At 55.1% G+C, this 15,631-nt stretch carries 16 protein-coding genes, 2 tRNA genes and 1 pseudogene; 10 read left to right on the forward strand and 9 right to left on the reverse strand.

From position 1 onward, the window contains the following. Positions 1 to 73: 73 nt before the first annotated feature. Positions 74 to 144 (reverse strand) — tRNA-Gln (locus FC75_RS03325). A 177-nt stretch (positions 145 to 321) separates the two neighbouring features. Between FC75_RS03325 and FC75_RS03330 the strand changes: the two genes are divergently transcribed. The 5 genes from FC75_RS03330 to FC75_RS03350 all read left to right on the forward strand — a co-directional run bounded on the left by FC75_RS03330 (position 322) and on the right by FC75_RS03350 (position 3,966). Beyond that, the gene (locus FC75_RS03330; protein ID WP_054664997.1) at positions 322 to 1,755 is read left to right on the forward strand and encodes a C69 family dipeptidase; all 1,434 of its coding nucleotides are present in this window, start codon (positions 322 to 324) and stop codon (positions 1,753 to 1,755) included. A gap of 84 nt (positions 1,756 to 1,839) precedes the next feature. Further along, the gene (locus tag FC75_RS03335; RefSeq protein ID WP_054664994.1) at positions 1,840 to 2,331 is read left to right on the forward strand and encodes an AAA family ATPase; all 492 of its coding nucleotides are present in this window, start codon (positions 1,840 to 1,842) and stop codon (positions 2,329 to 2,331) included. Further along, positions 2,324 to 2,974 (forward strand): TMEM175 family protein, encoded by a 651-nt coding sequence (locus FC75_RS03340; RefSeq protein WP_054664991.1) that lies wholly within the window; start codon positions 2,324 to 2,326, stop codon positions 2,972 to 2,974. The genes FC75_RS03335 and FC75_RS03340 overlap by 8 nt, the downstream gene beginning before the upstream one ends. 46 nt (positions 2,975 to 3,020) lie before the next feature. Then, positions 3,021 to 3,551 carry a hypothetical protein gene (locus FC75_RS03345; RefSeq protein ID WP_054664988.1) on the forward strand — a complete coding sequence of 177 codons (531 nt, stop codon included), beginning with the start codon at positions 3,021 to 3,023 and terminating at the stop codon, positions 3,549 to 3,551. Positions 3,552 to 3,600: 49 nt separating this feature from the next. Next, a complete protein-coding gene (locus FC75_RS03350) occupies positions 3,601 to 3,966 on the forward strand; it encodes a hypothetical protein (RefSeq protein ID WP_056989117.1) in 366 nt (121 codons plus the stop codon). Between the two features lie 91 nt (positions 3,967 to 4,057). Here the strand turns inward: FC75_RS03350 and FC75_RS03355 are convergent. Beyond that, positions 4,058 to 4,129: transfer RNA gene (locus FC75_RS03355), tRNA-Glu, on the reverse strand. Between the two features lie 118 nt (positions 4,130 to 4,247). Between FC75_RS03355 and FC75_RS03360 the strand changes: the two genes are divergently transcribed. Beyond that, the gene (locus FC75_RS03360) at positions 4,248 to 4,580 is read left to right on the forward strand and encodes a DsrE family protein (RefSeq protein ID WP_054664983.1); all 333 of its coding nucleotides are present in this window, start codon (positions 4,248 to 4,250) and stop codon (positions 4,578 to 4,580) included. A 90-nt stretch (positions 4,581 to 4,670) separates the two neighbouring features. On the opposite strand, the gene FC75_RS13105 is transcribed toward FC75_RS03360, so the two are convergent. Together FC75_RS13105 and FC75_RS03365 are read right to left on the reverse strand one after the other, a co-directional pair. After that, positions 4,671 to 4,802: a hypothetical protein gene (locus FC75_RS13105; RefSeq protein WP_263849641.1), complete on the reverse strand. Its 132-nt coding sequence runs from the start codon at positions 4,800 to 4,802 to the stop codon at positions 4,671 to 4,673. Between the two features lie 269 nt (positions 4,803 to 5,071). After that, entirely contained in the window at positions 5,072 to 6,949 is a 1,878-nt protein-coding gene (locus FC75_RS03365; protein ID WP_056989118.1) for an OPT/YSL family transporter, read from the reverse strand. Between the two features lie 227 nt (positions 6,950 to 7,176). Between FC75_RS03365 and FC75_RS13110 the strand changes: the two genes are divergently transcribed. Further along, a complete protein-coding gene (locus FC75_RS13110) occupies positions 7,177 to 7,308 on the forward strand; it encodes a hypothetical protein (RefSeq protein ID WP_268872394.1) in 132 nt (43 codons plus the stop codon). Between the two features lie 24 nt (positions 7,309 to 7,332). Here the strand turns inward: FC75_RS13110 and FC75_RS03370 are convergent, their stop codons facing one another. Further along, complete coding sequence (locus FC75_RS03370) at positions 7,333 to 8,244, reverse strand: Gfo/Idh/MocA family protein (protein ID WP_054664539.1); 912 nt, start codon at positions 8,242 to 8,244, stop codon at positions 7,333 to 7,335. Positions 8,245 to 8,450: 206 nt separating this feature from the next. Between FC75_RS03370 and FC75_RS03375 the strand changes: the two are divergent. Further along, positions 8,451 to 9,299: pseudogene (locus FC75_RS03375) on the forward strand (DNA/RNA non-specific endonuclease); the annotation flags it as partial. Between the two features lie 111 nt (positions 9,300 to 9,410). Next, positions 9,411 to 9,569, forward strand: coding sequence for a sunset domain-containing protein (locus FC75_RS13270; protein WP_225350806.1), 159 nt, complete (start codon positions 9,411 to 9,413; stop codon positions 9,567 to 9,569). A gap of 56 nt (positions 9,570 to 9,625) precedes the next feature. On the opposite strand, the gene FC75_RS12625 is transcribed toward FC75_RS13270, so the two are convergent. The 4 genes from FC75_RS12625 to FC75_RS03390 all read right to left on the reverse strand — a co-directional run bounded on the left by FC75_RS12625 (position 9,626) and on the right by FC75_RS03390 (position 13,174). Continuing rightward, positions 9,626 to 9,766 (reverse strand): hypothetical protein, encoded by a 141-nt coding sequence (locus FC75_RS12625; RefSeq protein WP_156314388.1) that lies wholly within the window; start codon positions 9,764 to 9,766, stop codon positions 9,626 to 9,628. A gap of 160 nt (positions 9,767 to 9,926) precedes the next feature. Then, positions 9,927 to 11,267, reverse strand: coding sequence for a glucose-6-phosphate isomerase (locus tag FC75_RS03380; RefSeq protein ID WP_056989119.1), 1,341 nt, complete (start codon positions 11,265 to 11,267; stop codon positions 9,927 to 9,929). A 128-nt stretch (positions 11,268 to 11,395) separates the two neighbouring features. Continuing rightward, positions 11,396 to 12,244 carry a GRP family sugar transporter gene (locus tag FC75_RS03385; RefSeq protein WP_056989120.1) on the reverse strand — a complete coding sequence of 283 codons (849 nt, stop codon included), beginning with the start codon at positions 12,242 to 12,244 and terminating at the stop codon, positions 11,396 to 11,398. 318 nt (positions 12,245 to 12,562) lie between these two features. After that, positions 12,563 to 13,174 carry a VanZ family protein gene (locus FC75_RS03390; RefSeq protein WP_056989121.1) on the reverse strand — a complete coding sequence of 204 codons (612 nt, stop codon included), beginning with the start codon at positions 13,172 to 13,174 and terminating at the stop codon, positions 12,563 to 12,565. 184 nt (positions 13,175 to 13,358) lie between these two features. On the opposite strand from FC75_RS03390, the gene FC75_RS03395 reads away from it, so the two are divergent. Beyond that, positions 13,359 to 15,599: an LTA synthase family protein gene (locus tag FC75_RS03395; protein ID WP_420843306.1), complete on the forward strand. Its 2,241-nt coding sequence runs from the start codon at positions 13,359 to 13,361 to the stop codon at positions 15,597 to 15,599. Positions 15,600 to 15,631 lie beyond the last annotated feature (32 nt).

The following is a 15,631-nucleotide window of genomic DNA, read 5'->3' on the forward strand; positions in this document are numbered from 1 at the left end:
TCAATTAAAATAGTCCAAATTCCAGTATACCCGTGCCGCAATAAAAAAGCCGGACATCATTGTCCGGCAAGGATTGGGTAGATAGGGATCGAACCTATGATTATGGATTCAGAGTCCATTGCGTTACCACTTCGCTACTACCCAATAACTTAACAACGAGTAATATCTTACGAAAAATGGCCGGCCCTGTCAATTGATTCTGGAAAAAAGTTTTCCGCCGCTAAACTTTCTTGCTTCCTGGCCGCCCCAGCCTGCCACTACTGCAAACCGAAAACGAATGGCGTACACTAGGTGTACAGTCATTAGAAATGAGGGGTAAGAATGAAAATTGAATCTGCTTGCACGTCCATTCTGGTGGGGAAAAATGCCAGTATCGACGGCAGCACCATGATCTCGCGCAACGACGACACGTTCCACGTCCTCGCACCGCACCGGTTTTACATGCATCCAGCCTGGCACGGGGAGAAGGGCCTGCACGTGAAATCCCCGCTCAACGGCTTTGAGGCCGATCTGCCGGAAAACGGCTACCGCTACAACGCGGTGCCCAACGTTGACACCGAGCACGAAGGCGACTACGAAGAATCCGGGATCAACGAGAAAAACGTGGCCATGTCCGCGACCGAATCGACTTACGGCAACGAACGGGCCCTGGCTTTTGATCCGCTGGTCAAAGACGGCCTGGACGAAGATCTCATCGTCAACATGACCCTGCCGTTCGTTGAAAGCGCCCGCCACGCCGTTGAGTATCTGGGCCAGCTGATCAAACAGTACGGCTCGCCGGCCGGCAATTCCGTGCTTTTCTCTGACAAAGACAACGTTTGGTACATGGAAATCGTCACCGGTCACCACTGGGTCGCCCAGCGCATCCCTGATGACGCCTACGCCGTCGCCGCCAACGAGGTCGCCATTCAACAGGTCGACTTCACCGACGCGGATAACTTCATCTGGAGTGACGGCATCCAGGACTTCGTGGCTCAGCATCACTTGAATCCCGACAAAAAGGGCTGGAACTTCCGGCACATCTTTGGCACGTTCAATGAAAAGGACCGCCATTACAACACCCCGCGCGTCTGGTACGCCCACCACGTGCTCAACCCAGAGGCGGAAGAACAGCCGGAATCCGGCGAGCTGCCCTTTATCATGCGCACCGACCACAAGATCACCCGCGAGGACATCGCCCAGATCCTGGGTTCGCATTACAATGAGACGCCGTACGATCCGTTTGCCAAGGACTCGACCGATGCCGACCGGCTGCGCTACCGCCCAATCGGCCTGAACCGCACGCAGAACTCGCACATCCTGCAACTGCGCAACGACGTCGACTTCGGCCACGCCGCGATCATGTGGCTGAACATCGGCATCCCGACGTTCAGTCCTAATGTGCCGTTTTACTGCAACGCGGATGACACCGACCCATCCTACTCCCAAACCCCGATGACGCTGGACGTGGATCAAGACTCCGCCTACTGGTTGCACCGGAGCTTGGGCATGCTGGTGGAAAGCCACTACAGCAAGTTCATCCAGCAAAACCGCGATTACCTGACTGAGCAGTACCGGCTTTTCCGCGTTCACATTGCGGAAACCGACGCGGCAACGAAAGACATGAGCGGCCAGGAGCTGACCGACGCGTTGACGCAGGCCAACTACAAGCTGGTGGCTGCAGTGAAGGCGGAAGCCAAAAAGCAAATCGCCAGCATGCTGATGCAAGGCATGCAACTTTCCAAGCTGACTTTTAATATGGACAAGAACCTATAAGTTTTCGCCCTTGGCACTCACCAATCACTGGTGAGTGTTTTTTTTCGCAAAAAGCGGCATACTAAACGCAAAGGAGGTGGCCCCATGGTCGCAACACTGATTATTCTCCGCGGTAATTCTGCCAGTGGCAAAACGACGTTAGCAGCCCAACTGGAAGCCAGACTGCCTGCGGGTCAAACCCTCGTCCTTCATCAGGACACGCTGCGCCGCGAGCTGCTGCACGCAAGCGACCATCAAGGCACCCTGGCCGGCCCCCTGATCGAGACCCTGGCCGAATTTGGCCGCGCCCATTATCGCTATACCATCATTGAAGGCATCCTGCGCAAAGACGTGTACGGGGAGATGCTGATGCGCGTAAAGGCGTCATTTGCCCCTCACGCTTGGTCTTATTACCTCGCTCTTCCCTTTGAGGAAACCTTGGCCCGTGACGCGACCAAACCACAGCCATTCGGTGAGGAGACGCTGCGCCGCTGGTGGCGGGACCAAGATCAGCTGAGCGAAGACCATATTCTAGACGCCCGCTCGATTGCGCGCCTGGCGGATCAGATTACTCAAGAGGTGATCGAGGATGAGTAAATCACGAGTGAATGCATTGAGCGATGGCGTCTTCGCCATCCTGCTCACGATTCTGATTTTGGAATTCCAACCGGAAACAATCAAACCTGGATCACTGAACCAAGTCGTCCTTCACCAAACGCCACTGTTTCTGATGTACATTCTCTCGTACTTTTACGTGGGGACGAGCTGGCTGTTTCACCATGACTATTTTCAGTATGTCAAGCGCACTAACCGCACCCTGAACGTCCTTAACCTGCTCGTGCTCTTTGCGGTCACCCTGGTGAACTACGCCATGGTGCTGCTGATTGAGGCCCTTTCAGACGGTAACACCAGCGATATCCGGCTGGCGTTCATTGTTTACGACCTGGTCGCCCTGCTGATTTCCTTCTCATTTCTACTGCTGTACCGCTACCTGGAGCATCATCCGGAACTGCAAACGGTCGAACGCAGCGGCATCACCAGCCATTACGAGCGGATTCGGCTCGATCCGGCCCGCAGTGTCAGCATTTACCTGTTGTCGATGATCGCCACCAGCTTTTCCAACCTCATTGCCGGGATTTTATTGGTCGCCGGTGTGGTCTTCCATTTCATCGCCTACTTGCGTTTTTCGCGCGTTGTTCACATTGCGACCAACGAAAAGACAGACAATCTTACCAAATAAGCTGCCCTGAACGTTCTATAATAGAGCCTATATAAGGAGTGATGACATGCGAGAAGCAAGACGACGCAGCCAAAAGAAGACGAAGAAGGCGCGCAAACGCCGGTGGCCCCGCGTGATTGCGATTCTGTTGGGGCTCATCGTGGTATTAGGCGTCCTAGTGGTGGTGTTCTTCACCCCGCTCAACAACACTTACCGCAACGTGACCGGCAATGACACCCCGGCAGACAGCGCGGTGAAATCCCAACTGGTCAAGCAGATCGAAACCCATAAAACCGGCGATCCAACGACGGATGCCGCGTTAGATAAAGCCGCAAGCACCTTGGACAACACCAAAATGAGCACAATCGTCCAAGCAGCCGGCAACCAGGATAAATTTGCCAGCCTGGTGCAAGCAACCACCGGCGTCCCGGCAGCGCAGGCCAATACAGCAGCCGCCGCAGTATTTTCCAGTAGCGAGCTAGCGCCATTGCGTGAGGCGGTCGCTCAGGGCAATTACGTCAAAGCCTATCAAGAGTATCAAGCGCTGAGCGCGACCGCGAAGGCGCAGGCGTCCAGCTTATTAAGTACCGTTAAATAAGGTCACGGCAGCCAGTTCGCTGCCGTTTTTGAAATGGGGGATTTGGCTGATGGCAAGCTTTCATAGCGCTGACGGGCGAAGGTTTCGAGAGCCCAAGTTAAACCAGCTGATGGCGCAATACGGCGGGCAGCCTCGAATTCAGCGCAAGCAGGGTAAGTACCTCACCTTGTTGATCATCGCGACTGTGGCATTGATTGTGATGCACATCTTCTACGCCTCGCTGGAGGTCCTGCCGGTGATGTTCATGTTTGTATTTGCCGGCCTGTACCTCCTGCGCGATGAGTACATTGTTGAGCCCGGAGGCGAAACCATGACGCTGTCCTTCTTCGACGTCGACATTATTACCGGCAAGCATGGCCAACGGCCCATCGTGTTTGTGCCCGATGATCCAAAAGCGCCAACGCAGGCGGAATAATCGGCCACCGCACCAGTGACGTCTCGCCTGGCGCTTCAGCCCACGAAAAAGCCGCTAAACGCTGAGCTAACAGCGTTTAGCGGCCTTCTTATCACCCGTACGGGATTCGAACCCGTGTTTCCTGGCTGAGAACCAGGCGTCTTAACCCCTTGACTAACGGGCAATGTCTTTAAAGCACGTTTATAAGTTTACAGGATTCAGCGGATATGTCAACCTTTAACCTGACAAATTCCCCTTATTCGAGTCATGTGTGCTACATTCAACGCAGGGAGATGAAACTAATGAACACGATTTTTCACATTGATGAGTCCGCTAAATGGCCCACCGTCCTGAGCAATATTGCCAACTATCAGGCGGCGGCCAACGCCGCTGGCCTCTCCGGCAAAATTGAGCTGCTGATCAATGGCGCCCCAGTGGTTGATGCCAAAACCACCAGTCAGATCGATCTGCAGCCGCTGGTTGCGGCAGGCGTCACCGTCGCGGTCTGCCGCAACGCCATGGTCAGCCACCAGGTCAACGAGAACGCCTTACAGCCGGGTTTGACCGTCGTACCCGCGGGCGTTTTTGAGCTGGCGAAGCGGCAGCATGAAGGCTACGCGTACATCAAACCTTGAGTGTGTCCGTGCGGTCCGCCGCGCAGACGGCGCATCAAAAAAACGCCGCTGCACCAATTGCAGCGACGCTCTTCCACGCCAAACTATGGGTTATTTTTTCTTAGCAACCATCATGTTAGGGGTGTTTTGGTGACGGCAGGTCCGCCCTGCTCGATCAAACATCGCGTAGACCCACAACCCGTTGAACGAGAGTGCGGCTGCACCGACTAATACTGTGACCATCTGCGTCATCCTCCTTTTATTTCAAAATTCGGATTCCTCGCGGGCCGATAACATCGCCGTTCAAGCAGCCAAGTCGTGCCGGCCCTTAAACGCTCCGTGAAGATTCTGTTCCTTTGCTTTGTATGTTGCTCATTATACACAACCTTTACATTGATGCAAATTCACGGCGCATTTGTAACTATTTTGTTACATTCCCAAGACCTCTGGTTAAGCCCCATGTAACAGGGATTATCCGCCTAGGCCCAGCTTGTCAGGACGGCCGTCACCCATTATTTATTGGCTTTTGCCGTTACAGAAGATTTACGAAGGAAGAAAAGCATCGCCAAGACCAGAATGGTTAACAGTGCCACTGCCGCGCCGTTGCCGGCCAGCAGCCCACTTGGCGTGCCTGGCGTCAGTACGCCACTGATCGACAGAAGAATCCCCGTGAGCCCTATAATCGAGCCCCCTGCGATCAACCCGGAGGAAAGCGAGACGCCGTGCTGAACGCGTTCTTGATTTGCCGGTTTACCTTTACCTTCAACGATCATGCGGACGATTGCGCCCACCAGGATGATCGCGGTCGTGGCCATTGGCAAGTAAAAGCCGATTGCGACGGTCATGATTGGCAGTTTCAGGAAGTGCATGACTAAGCCCATCGCAACCCCGATAAAGATGATCGTAAACGGCAGCTGCCCGGTGATGATGCCCGAGGTCAAAGCGGCGATCAGGTTCGCCTGAGGCAGGCCAAATGCGGCATCAGCGCTGGTGTCAGCCAGCTGTGGCGCCAAGACCACGATCACACCAACCACTGTGATCACACCGATCACAGCCGCCAGCAGAAACCGCCGCTGCATCTTTGGCCGGGCCGCCCCAACGAGTTCGGTCGCTTTTTGCGTCTGTGAATACCCACCGCCAATGCTGATCGCGGTCACCGCGAAGGTGGCCAAAAGCAGCAGCGAGCGCAGGTCGAAGTCTGATGTCCAGCCCATCGCGACGAACAAAACGGTGAGCAGCACAAGCGACGCAATCGTCATGCCAGAAACCGGCAGATTCGACGTGCCGATGGTTCCGGTCAAATTGGCCGCCACCACCACGAAGACGAAGGCCAAAATCATGGCCAGCCCCCCGCCAAGCAGCCCAATCATCAAACTGCCTGAGAAAATGCTGCTGAGAACAAAAACAGAGACAATCGCAAAACCCAACAGCATGATGCCAAACATCGACTTCTTTTCCTTGCCGCCAAATGCGACTTTCAGCGAGCGCCCGATCACCGGAATCAGTTTGACCGCCCCGATCAGGCCCCCGCAAAGCATCATGCCGGCGCCCAGGTAGCGATTGTAGCTGCCAGAGATGCCGTCAAAGCCCAGTGAATTCACCGCTGTGCCCGCGGCGTTCCAAACGTCATTACCGCCGCCTGCCATGTCGGTAAAGTAACCGATCAAAGGTGCGATGGCAAAATTCGCCAGTAGCGAGCCGGCAAACATCTGCAACGCAACCTGCATGCCGACGATAAAGCCGATTCCGGCCAGCAACGGGTTCACTTCCAGTTCAAATTTCCACTTAAAGTCCTTAGGCCCGTACATGACAAAATGGTTGTTGATCCAGCCAAACATCGAGCCGGTCGCCATGGTCAAAAGCCCACCGATACCGAACCCCGAGGCCATCATCTTCATGCCTTGGCCGCCTTCCGCGCTGGCCCGAATGGTTTCGGAAATCGCCATCGCTTCTGGATAAAGCAGCGTATCCTTACTGCCGACAATCAGGTGATTTTCGACAATGGAGGCCGTCCCGATTCCGAACAACACCCCGAGTGTGCCGACCAGCACCGCCTCAAAAAAGTTGATTTGCGCCCCGATCAAAAGCACCGCGGGCAGTACGAAAATCATTCCGGAGGCGACGGTTTCGCCGCCACTGGCCATTCCCTGCATTTCGTTGGTGCCAGCAAAGCCTTCCCTTCGCGCAAAGGCTCGGACGACCGCCGAACCGATGATGGCCCCTGGGATCCCGGCCGCCACGGTGAGTCCTGCCTTCATCCCCGAGTACGCCGTCGACGCGGCAAACAGCAACGCGAGCAGGATTCCCACGCTGAGGACGATGGTTGACCCAACGCGGCTTTTGGGCTTAGCCGGCGCCTGCGTCTTGGGGACGCTGATTGGCTTTTCCATATTGGTTTCCCCTTATCTTAACCATAAATCGTTTACTATGTTTAACTTAAACTTAGCATGGTGGTTATCTTGATTGCACGGATAACGTCTGTTGCCGAACAAAAAAATCCGCAAAGAAAACAGCGAGCCAAAAGACGCTGCAAAATCATCTCGAGTCTCATCGCAGATTTTTAACGTTTTCCATTGGCTAATCGGGTAAACTGGATACAGATAAGGAGGCGCCAGTCATGAAACAAACGCACGTGTTACCATTAGGGATTCTAGCGACCGTAGCCGGCGGCCTGACGCTTGTGTCCGGGGCCTTGGCCCTGAGCGCCGGTATTTTGACGATCAAGGCCGCCGTTTCTGCCAAGCACTAAAAAAAACGCCCGCGGGCGTTTTTTTTAATGGAGCTGAGCGACCATGTCCGCAAGCAACTGGTGGGTGATCCGGCTACTCTCTGGCGCGATGGGGTTGTCCGTCTGGTTTTGAAGCGCATCAAGAAACGCGCGGACCAGCGGGGCAAAGCCGCGGGTTTCGAGCGTTGGCTGCCAGTCTGGCGCCTGTCTGGTCGCTTCCCCAGTCTTCGTGTATGCCTGCAGGCGGCTCAGGTCCTGAACGCGGTACACCCCGTCAGTGGTACTGACCGTGGCCTCTTCCAAGTTGGCACCGGCCACCATGTTAATGCCGGCCTCGACGCGCATGCCCTGGGCCGCAAAGCTGACCGTCGCCTGCTCGAGGTTGCCATTTTTATCCGCATGCATGCTGTAACGGGCCTTGGGCGCCGAAGGAAAGCCGGCCAGCATCAGCGCGGTATCCAACGGGTGGATCAGCAGATCGAAAATGGCATCGGCGGCCGGCTGGGGGCTTGCGACCCGATTTTTGACGACCTGAATCACATTCTTGTTAGGCAGCGCCGAAAGTTCGGTGATCAGCGGCGCATACCGGCGATTGAAACCCACCGTCAACATCTTGCGGTGCGCAGCGGCGATCATGTACAGCTCCTGCACGGCCTCCTTGGTCGTGGCCAGGGGCTTGTCGACGTACACATTCACATCACGTTCAAGAAAATGCTTCGCCAGTGCGTAATGCGCCGGCGTCGCCGCATGAATCATCACCGCATCCAGTTTCAGACTGTCCAGCGCCTGCAGATCCGTGCCGGCAGCGGTCAGCCGGTACTGGTTGGCCAGCTTAGTCAACTTGCCTAAATCGCGGGTGGCCAAATACCACTGAACCTTGTCCTGCATTGTTGCATACGTCGGAAAATAGGCTTTCTGAGCGATATTCCCGAGTCCGATCACGCCAACATTGAGCATGCAATCACCTTTTCATTATTAATACACTAACGCTAGCACAGGCCCCCTGCACCGGTCAAAGCAAGACCGCAATTTTAATTAATTCAGCGAATCTGGTAAACCGCTCGACCTGCGCGACAGCGGAAGGGCATAATAGAGTAAGAAAGTCATTGGAGGGAATACTTTTGGGGAAAAATGAATCATCTCATCGCTGTTGGCAGCGACTGCTGAAAACTGCCGCCGCCTTGACGGTTGTCCTGAGCCTCGGTACCACCACTCTGACCGCGTGCGGCAGCGATTCAAGCAGTTCCGTCACGACCAGTCAAAAGCAGAAGACTAAACCCGATGCAAGCCAAAAGGCTGCCAAGGAAAAAGCCCGCAAGGAAGCGGCGCAGAAGAAACGCGCCGCAGCCAAGGCCAAGGAAAAAGCCGCCAAAGAAGCGGCCGCCAAAAAGGCGGCCCTCGCCAAAGCAGCCGCGGCCAAAGCCAAGACAACTGCCGAGCAAAACCTGGCCAACCTGAGTTACCACGGCACTCAAACCATCGACGTCAATGGGGGCAAGCCCACCTTTACGGCAGCGGACCTCAGCACCCAGCACGGCACCTGGCAGCGCTTCGCCGACTTGGACGGCCTTAACCGCGCCACCGACGCAGAAGCGTTGATGAACAAAGCGATGATGCCAACGGCCGAGCGCGAGCCGCTCACCTGGGACCCCACCGGCTGGCACAACAAGAAGCTCAAGAGCGGCTACTTGTACAATCGCAGCCACCTCATCGGCTATCAGCTCACCGGCCAAAACAACAATCCCAAGAACTTGATGACTGGTACGCGCTCGCTCAACTCACCGGAGATGCTGCGGTTTGAAGATGACATCGCCTACTTCATGAAAACTAATCCCAGTGCGTACGTGCGGTACTCAGTGCGGCCCGTCTACAAGGGGAATAACCTCCTCGCCTCTGGCGTCCACATGATGGCAGAAGACGTCGGTGCCAGCGGGCTGAGCTTCAACGTTTATATCTTCAACGTTGAAGACGGCGTCACCATCAACTACGCCGATGGCACCAGCGTGGTGAGCGCAAGCGAAAGCGCCCCGGCTGGAACGACCCAACCTGCTAGCGGCAGCACGACCAATGCGAGTGCGGCACCAGCAAGCGGCGCCGCGCACACTACGACTCAGCGCGGCGACATGAACACCGCCAGCGCTGGCAAAATCGTGGGCAATCGCAACTCCCACATCTACCACGTGCCTGGCCAATCCGGCTACCGCATGAATTCGAGCAACGCGGTGTACTTTGACACTGAACAACAGGCACAGGCGGCAGGCTATCGCAAAGCCCTGCGCTAAGCTGACAAAAGCGCCAAACTGCTGAAAATTAGCAGTTTGGCGCTTTTGATTTGCCGTCACTTGCGGCTGGTTCGAATGAGCCACCAGTACAAGCCCGTGAGTGCGACAAGGGCTGCCGCACCCACTGCCTGATCAGCAGTGGCAGTCTGGTGGGCCGGCTTGCTGAGCTTCTGCTTAGTCCGATTGGCTGGCTTCATCTGAAAGACCTTCCTTTTGTGGGTTCAAGTGGTGGCCCCAAACCTAACCAAAAGGCCCCCAAACCCTGTCAGTCGCGTGACTCACCCAAAATGAGTCACGCTCGCTGCCACTAGGCTTGAGAGCCTTTTGCTGTTTACCGAACCCCTACGCCCTTAGAAATTACAGGCGAGCGTTCAGTTCCTTGGTCATGTCCTCGAAGCCGGGACGGCCAAGCAGGGCAAACATGTTCTTCTTGTATGCTTCGACCCCTGGCTGGTTGAATGGGTTGATCCCGTTCAGGTAGCCGGAAATGGCAACCGCTGCTTCAAAGAAGTAGATCAAGTAGCCAAGCGTGTACGCATCCTGCTGTGGGATGTTGACGGTCATCACTGGCACGCCGCCATCCGTGTGGGCCAGAACCACGCCTTCGTAAGCCTTGCGGTTAACGAAGGACATCTTCTTGCCTTCAAGGTACTCCAACCCGTCCAGGGAACCTGGCTCGGCCGGAATCTCAATGTCGTGGTTCGGCTTGTCGACCCAAACAACGGTTTCCATGAGGTTGCGGCGGCCTTCCTGGATGTACTGACCCAGTGAGTGCAGGTCCGTCGTGAAGTTAGCGCTTGATGGGTAAATTCCCTTCTGGTCCTTGCCTTCGGATTCGCCCATGAGCTGCTTCCACCATTCGCTGAAGTACTGCAGCGTTGGCTCGTAGTTTTCAAGCAGTTCAGTGGTGTAACCCTTGCGGTACAAAATGTTCCGCAAAGCAGCGTACTGGTAAGCCTCGTTCTTGCTCAAATCAGCGTCGGAATAGGCTTCACGGCCATCAGCGGCACCCTTCATCAAGGCGTCGATGTCACCGCCGGCAACGGCGATTGGCAGCAGACCAACGGCAGAAAGCACAGAGTAACGGCCGCCCAGGTCATCCGGCACAACGAATTCCTCGTAGCCTTCAGCATCGGACTCAGACTTCAGGGCACCCTTAGCGCGATCAGTGGTGGCGTAAATGCGGCCCTTGGCCCCGTCCTTGCCATACTTTGCGATCAGCTTAGCCTTCAGCACGCGGAACGCGATGGAAGGCTCAGTGGTGGTCCCGGACTTGCTGATGACGTTCAGCGAGAAGTCACGGTCGCCGATCATGTCGATCAGATCGGACAGGTACGAACCGGAAATGGAGTTGCCGGCGAAGTAGACTTCTGGCAGCTTGCGGCCTGGTTCGTAGTTGCGGAAAGTGTGGGAGAGAAAATCAACGGCCATCCGCGCGCCCAGGTACGAACCGCCAATGCCGATCGCAACGAAGACTTCAGAGTCACCTTGAATCTTCTTTGCGGCGGCCTTGATGCGGGCAAATTCGTCCTTGTCATAGTTGACTGGCAGGTCCAAGAACCCGCGGAAGTCATTACCAGCGCCAGTGCCTTCGCGCAGCTCTTTGTCTGCGGCGGTAACCATTGCCTGCATTTCGCCAAGTTCGTTCTCGTGAACAAACTTCGAAAGCTTCGATGAATCAAATGAAATGTGAGCCATTTTGATGTGTTCCTCCTATTTGTCTTTGACATCTTCAACTCTAAGCATCGCTCAGGTAAAAAGCAAGAAAGCGGCTAACAAAAGTAAAAAGTCCTACGCAGGTAACAAGCCTGCGCAGAACCGCATGGTCACTGCATGATACCTAAAATCACACCGCCGGCAATAATCAGCAGCGACCCCCAAGTGATCCAGATCATTTCTCTGTGGGTCTTCTTCTCCCCCAGCAGGAAAATCGACCCAAACGTGGAAATCACGATCCCCATTTGCGACAGAGAGTACGCCACTGCCAGCCCGACTTGGGCCATCGCCATCAGCATGAAAACATTCCCGATTCCCCAAAGCAGCCCGGTGACGACATTTTTTGCGGTGGCCTTGGCGAACGCGTGATGCCCAATGGAAAATAACAGCGCGCCAATCACCATGCCGACTGCCTGAGGCAAGACGACCGCGGTCGCGCCTAACGCCGCCGCCTTCACGACAATCGTGTACCCGGCATAACCGAGTGTGGAAATGATCAGAGTGCGAATACCGGCACCATAGTTGATGATCCCAGCCTCGCCGGTTTTTTCCGTGCGTGAGGTCAACACCGCCCCGGCAATCAGCGCGAACAGTGCCAAAAGCCCGAGCACGACCATCTTCGTCGTCTGCCACTCGGCAAACAGCAGGGCGCCGGCCAGGGTGTTGGCCACCAGCTGCATGCCGGTGGACATCGGCACCGTCAGCGACACGCCGATGTATTTCATGGCCTGGAACTGCTGACTTTGACCAAGGCTCCAGAACAGCCCGGACAAAATGCCAAACAACCAGACCTTGGCGTCAAGCGTCGGCTGTGCGACCAAGAAAGTCCCAATCCCGAATACCAAAGCACCGAACGTCATCCCCAGCGTTTGCTGATAGGCGTTACCGCCAAGTTTGCCACTGACCAGACCAATTGATCCCCAAGCAATGGCGGGGATCAGCGCGATTAGAATTCCCATGAGTCGTCTCCTTATGAGTGAATTAAATATTGGACAAATAGTTAAAGACACAAGTTATCAGTCTATCGTGATTTCGTTTTCAGCACAACCCTGGTGACCCTCTCAACCCCGTCAGCAAGCGGTTTCTGAAGCCGCTTGCACTTTTTGCCGGAAACCGCTCGCCGCTTTGCAATAATTGACTTTTATCAGAACCCCCAGACAGTATACCACGAAACCAAACTTTTTTCAAAAAAAGCCGTCGCCGGCCCCGGGTTTTCACCCAACGTGGCGCGGCAGGACCGTTTTCAGAAAATAACATAAAAAACAGGTCCTCGCTGCCTAACGCCGCTTGGACCTGCCAAAAAGTACGCGATAAATGAAGTAGCCCACTAAACCGCCAATCGTGTTAAAGATCACGTCGTCAATGTCAGCCACGCCCGTGTACAGCACGAACTGCAGCCCTTCAATGAGCAGCGAAAGCAGCGCGGCGCGCCATCCGACCCCGAACGCGCCTAAGTGCCGCTTGCTGAGAGCGGGCAGCCCAAAGCCAAAAGGTAAAAACCAGACCACATTGCCTAAGGATTGGTACCACAAATCCACGGGACTGCCAAACCGCAGCTTGATCGTATTCACCAGCGGCACAAAATTGATGTCACTGAGCGGCCGCTGCAGGTAAACCGGCCACTGCCAGGGAAAGTAGTGGTTGCGAAAAACGGTCAGCATCAGCAAAAGGATGAGATATGCGGTAAAAAAGCCCCACCGCAGCTCCCCGCGCAGCCGCGGCCGCTGATGGCGCAGTCGCAGATAAGCCCACCGCAAGACAAGCGCGATCAGCAGATAAAAGAGGGTCTTGTCCAAACTGTAGATTGCCAGCTTGACCAGCGGCCAATGATTGACGTACCCCGCCAGATGTGCTTGGGCATATTGATATAATGGGCCCAAAAATAGCATGGCAGCCTCCGTTAGTTGTTTCTTACCATTAATTGTAGCAATGACCTACTAGGTCCTCGAACCCGCCTCCAGGGTTTAAATCATTCTTACAAAAGCGCGCTGCGGTCGGCGAAGGTTTGCCCCCCTTGGCTCAGACAGGTACAATGACAACGACTATTCTGTAAGGAGGCGCGCCGTGAAAGACCTGATCAACCGGCTTAGAACGACTCGTTTGGGGTTTTTGATCATCCTGCTGATTCTGCTTTGGGCGAAGACCGAATTTGCGTACTACGTCGACTTCACCCTCGGGACCTCTGGGCTTCTCCAGCAGATCATCCAACTGATCAATCCGCTGGGCCTGAGTGCCTTATTTCTTAGCCTGGCCCTTTACGTAAAAAAAGCGCGGCCCGCTTACATCACTGCAATTGTGATCTATCTCTTAATGACTGTTTTGGTGTTTGTCAACGTGTTGTACTACCGCGAGTTCACTGATTTCATGTCGGTTCAAACGATGCTGGGCGTTTCTAAGGTGACCCAGGGGCTCGGCACCAGCACGATCAACATGATGATCCCGCGCGATTTGGTGTACTGGTTCGATGTCGTGCTGGTCCTGCTGGCCTACCTTGGCTATGGGATCCGTAATGTCTGGCGTTACATTCACCACGAATCCTTGGTTTGGCCGCACTTTGGGCTCAAGGTGGACACCAAGCCTGTGACCTATCATCTCCCCCAGGCGGTGTCGCTGGTCGCTGTCGCCTGTTTCGGCGTCACCATGGCCATCAGCGAGCTCAACCGGCCGCAGCTGTTGACGCGCAACTTCGACCATAATTACACCGTCAAGTACCTCGGGCTTGTTCCGTTCACCGCCTATGATGGGTTTCAAACCGCCCGCAACAGTCAGGTGCGAGCCAGCGCCGACAGCGCCGATATGGACAAGATCCTGCAGTACACGAGGAGCCATTACGCCGCCCCGAATGTCAGTTACTATGGCACCGCCAAGGGTAAAAACGTCATTATCATCCACATGGAATCGTTCCAACAGTTCCTCATCGGCCAAAAAGTCGACGGCCAAGAAGTGACCCCGTTTCTCAATTCGTTGATCAAGCAGAAGGACACGCTCAGCTTCGATAACTTCTACCATCAAGTCGGCAACGGCAAGACCTCGGACGCTGAAAACATGCTGGAAACCAGTACGTTTGGCCTGTCCTCTGGGTCGCTGTTTACCGCGCTGGGCACGGATAACACCTTCCAGGGGGCGCCGAGCCTGCTTCAGCAGTACGCCGGCTACACCAGTGCCGTATTCCATGGGGGCCTCGGTACCTTCTGGAACCGCAACAACGTTTACAAGAGTCTGGGTTATAACTACTTCTTCGACGGCAATTTCTACAACCATGACGCCGATACGCGAACCGCTTACGGCATCAAAGATAAGCTGATGTTTGGCGAATCAATCAAGTACATGGAGCATTTGCAGCAGCCGTTTTACGCGAAGGTCATCACGACCACTAACCACTACCCGTTCTTCATCACCGATGAGGATTCCGACTTCCCTGAGGCCAATACCGACGACGCATACATCAAAGGGTACTTCCGCACCGCGCATTACTTGGACCAAGCCTTGTCAGAATTCTTCGCCTACCTGAAAACCTCCGGCCTGGAAAAGAACTCCATCGTGATGCTGTATGGCGACCACTTTGGCCTGTCAGACGACCGTAATAAGGACCTTGCCTCGCTCCTGACCCCTGACAGCAATCCCACCGCTGCCAAACTCACGAATGACGCGACTCCCGATGATTGGAATGCGTTTGATAACGCCCAGCTCCAGCGCGTCCCTCTGATTTTCCACATGCCGGGACTTAAGGGCGGCGTTAATCACACATACGGCGGAGAAATCGACGTTCTGCCGACCCTGCTTCACCTGCTTGGCGTCAAGAGCAACAACTTCGTCCAGTTTGGCACCGATTTGCTCTCACCGCAGCACGACACCACGATTGCCTTCCGGAATCACGACTTTGTCACGCCGCGTTATACCGTTCTCAGCGGCGTCGTCTACGATAATAAAACGGGCCAAATCGTCAAATTGAGCGCCGCGGACCAGGCGACGATCGATGCTAAGCAGCAACACGTCAACCAAGAATTATCACTCTCGGATACGCTCGCTAACAAAAATCTGCTGCGCTTTTACGTTCCGAAAGGGTACACCCCGGTCAACCCGGACCAAGCCGACTTTTCTCAAAGCCTGGCGCAAATGATGCATGTTGAGCAGGAGGCCGGGAAAAAGTCCACCTCGTTATTCAGCAAAAATCATGATCAGTCAACCGTTTCAGACTTCAGCACCGATGCGCCTGAGGTCGCCAATGACCCCAGCGCACTGACCACCTATCCGGATAAGGTCGCAGGCCAAGCGAACGGTGACGTGAAGAGAACCACTCAGTCCAGCAAATAACGCGTCAATTGGGTCCCGCCGAGCGCGAGGCC

The sequence above is a fragment of the Lacticaseibacillus camelliae DSM 22697 = JCM 13995 genome (genome assembly GCF_001436615.1).
Taxonomy (GTDB): Bacteria; Bacillota; Bacilli; order Lactobacillales; family Lactobacillaceae; genus Lacticaseibacillus; species Lacticaseibacillus camelliae.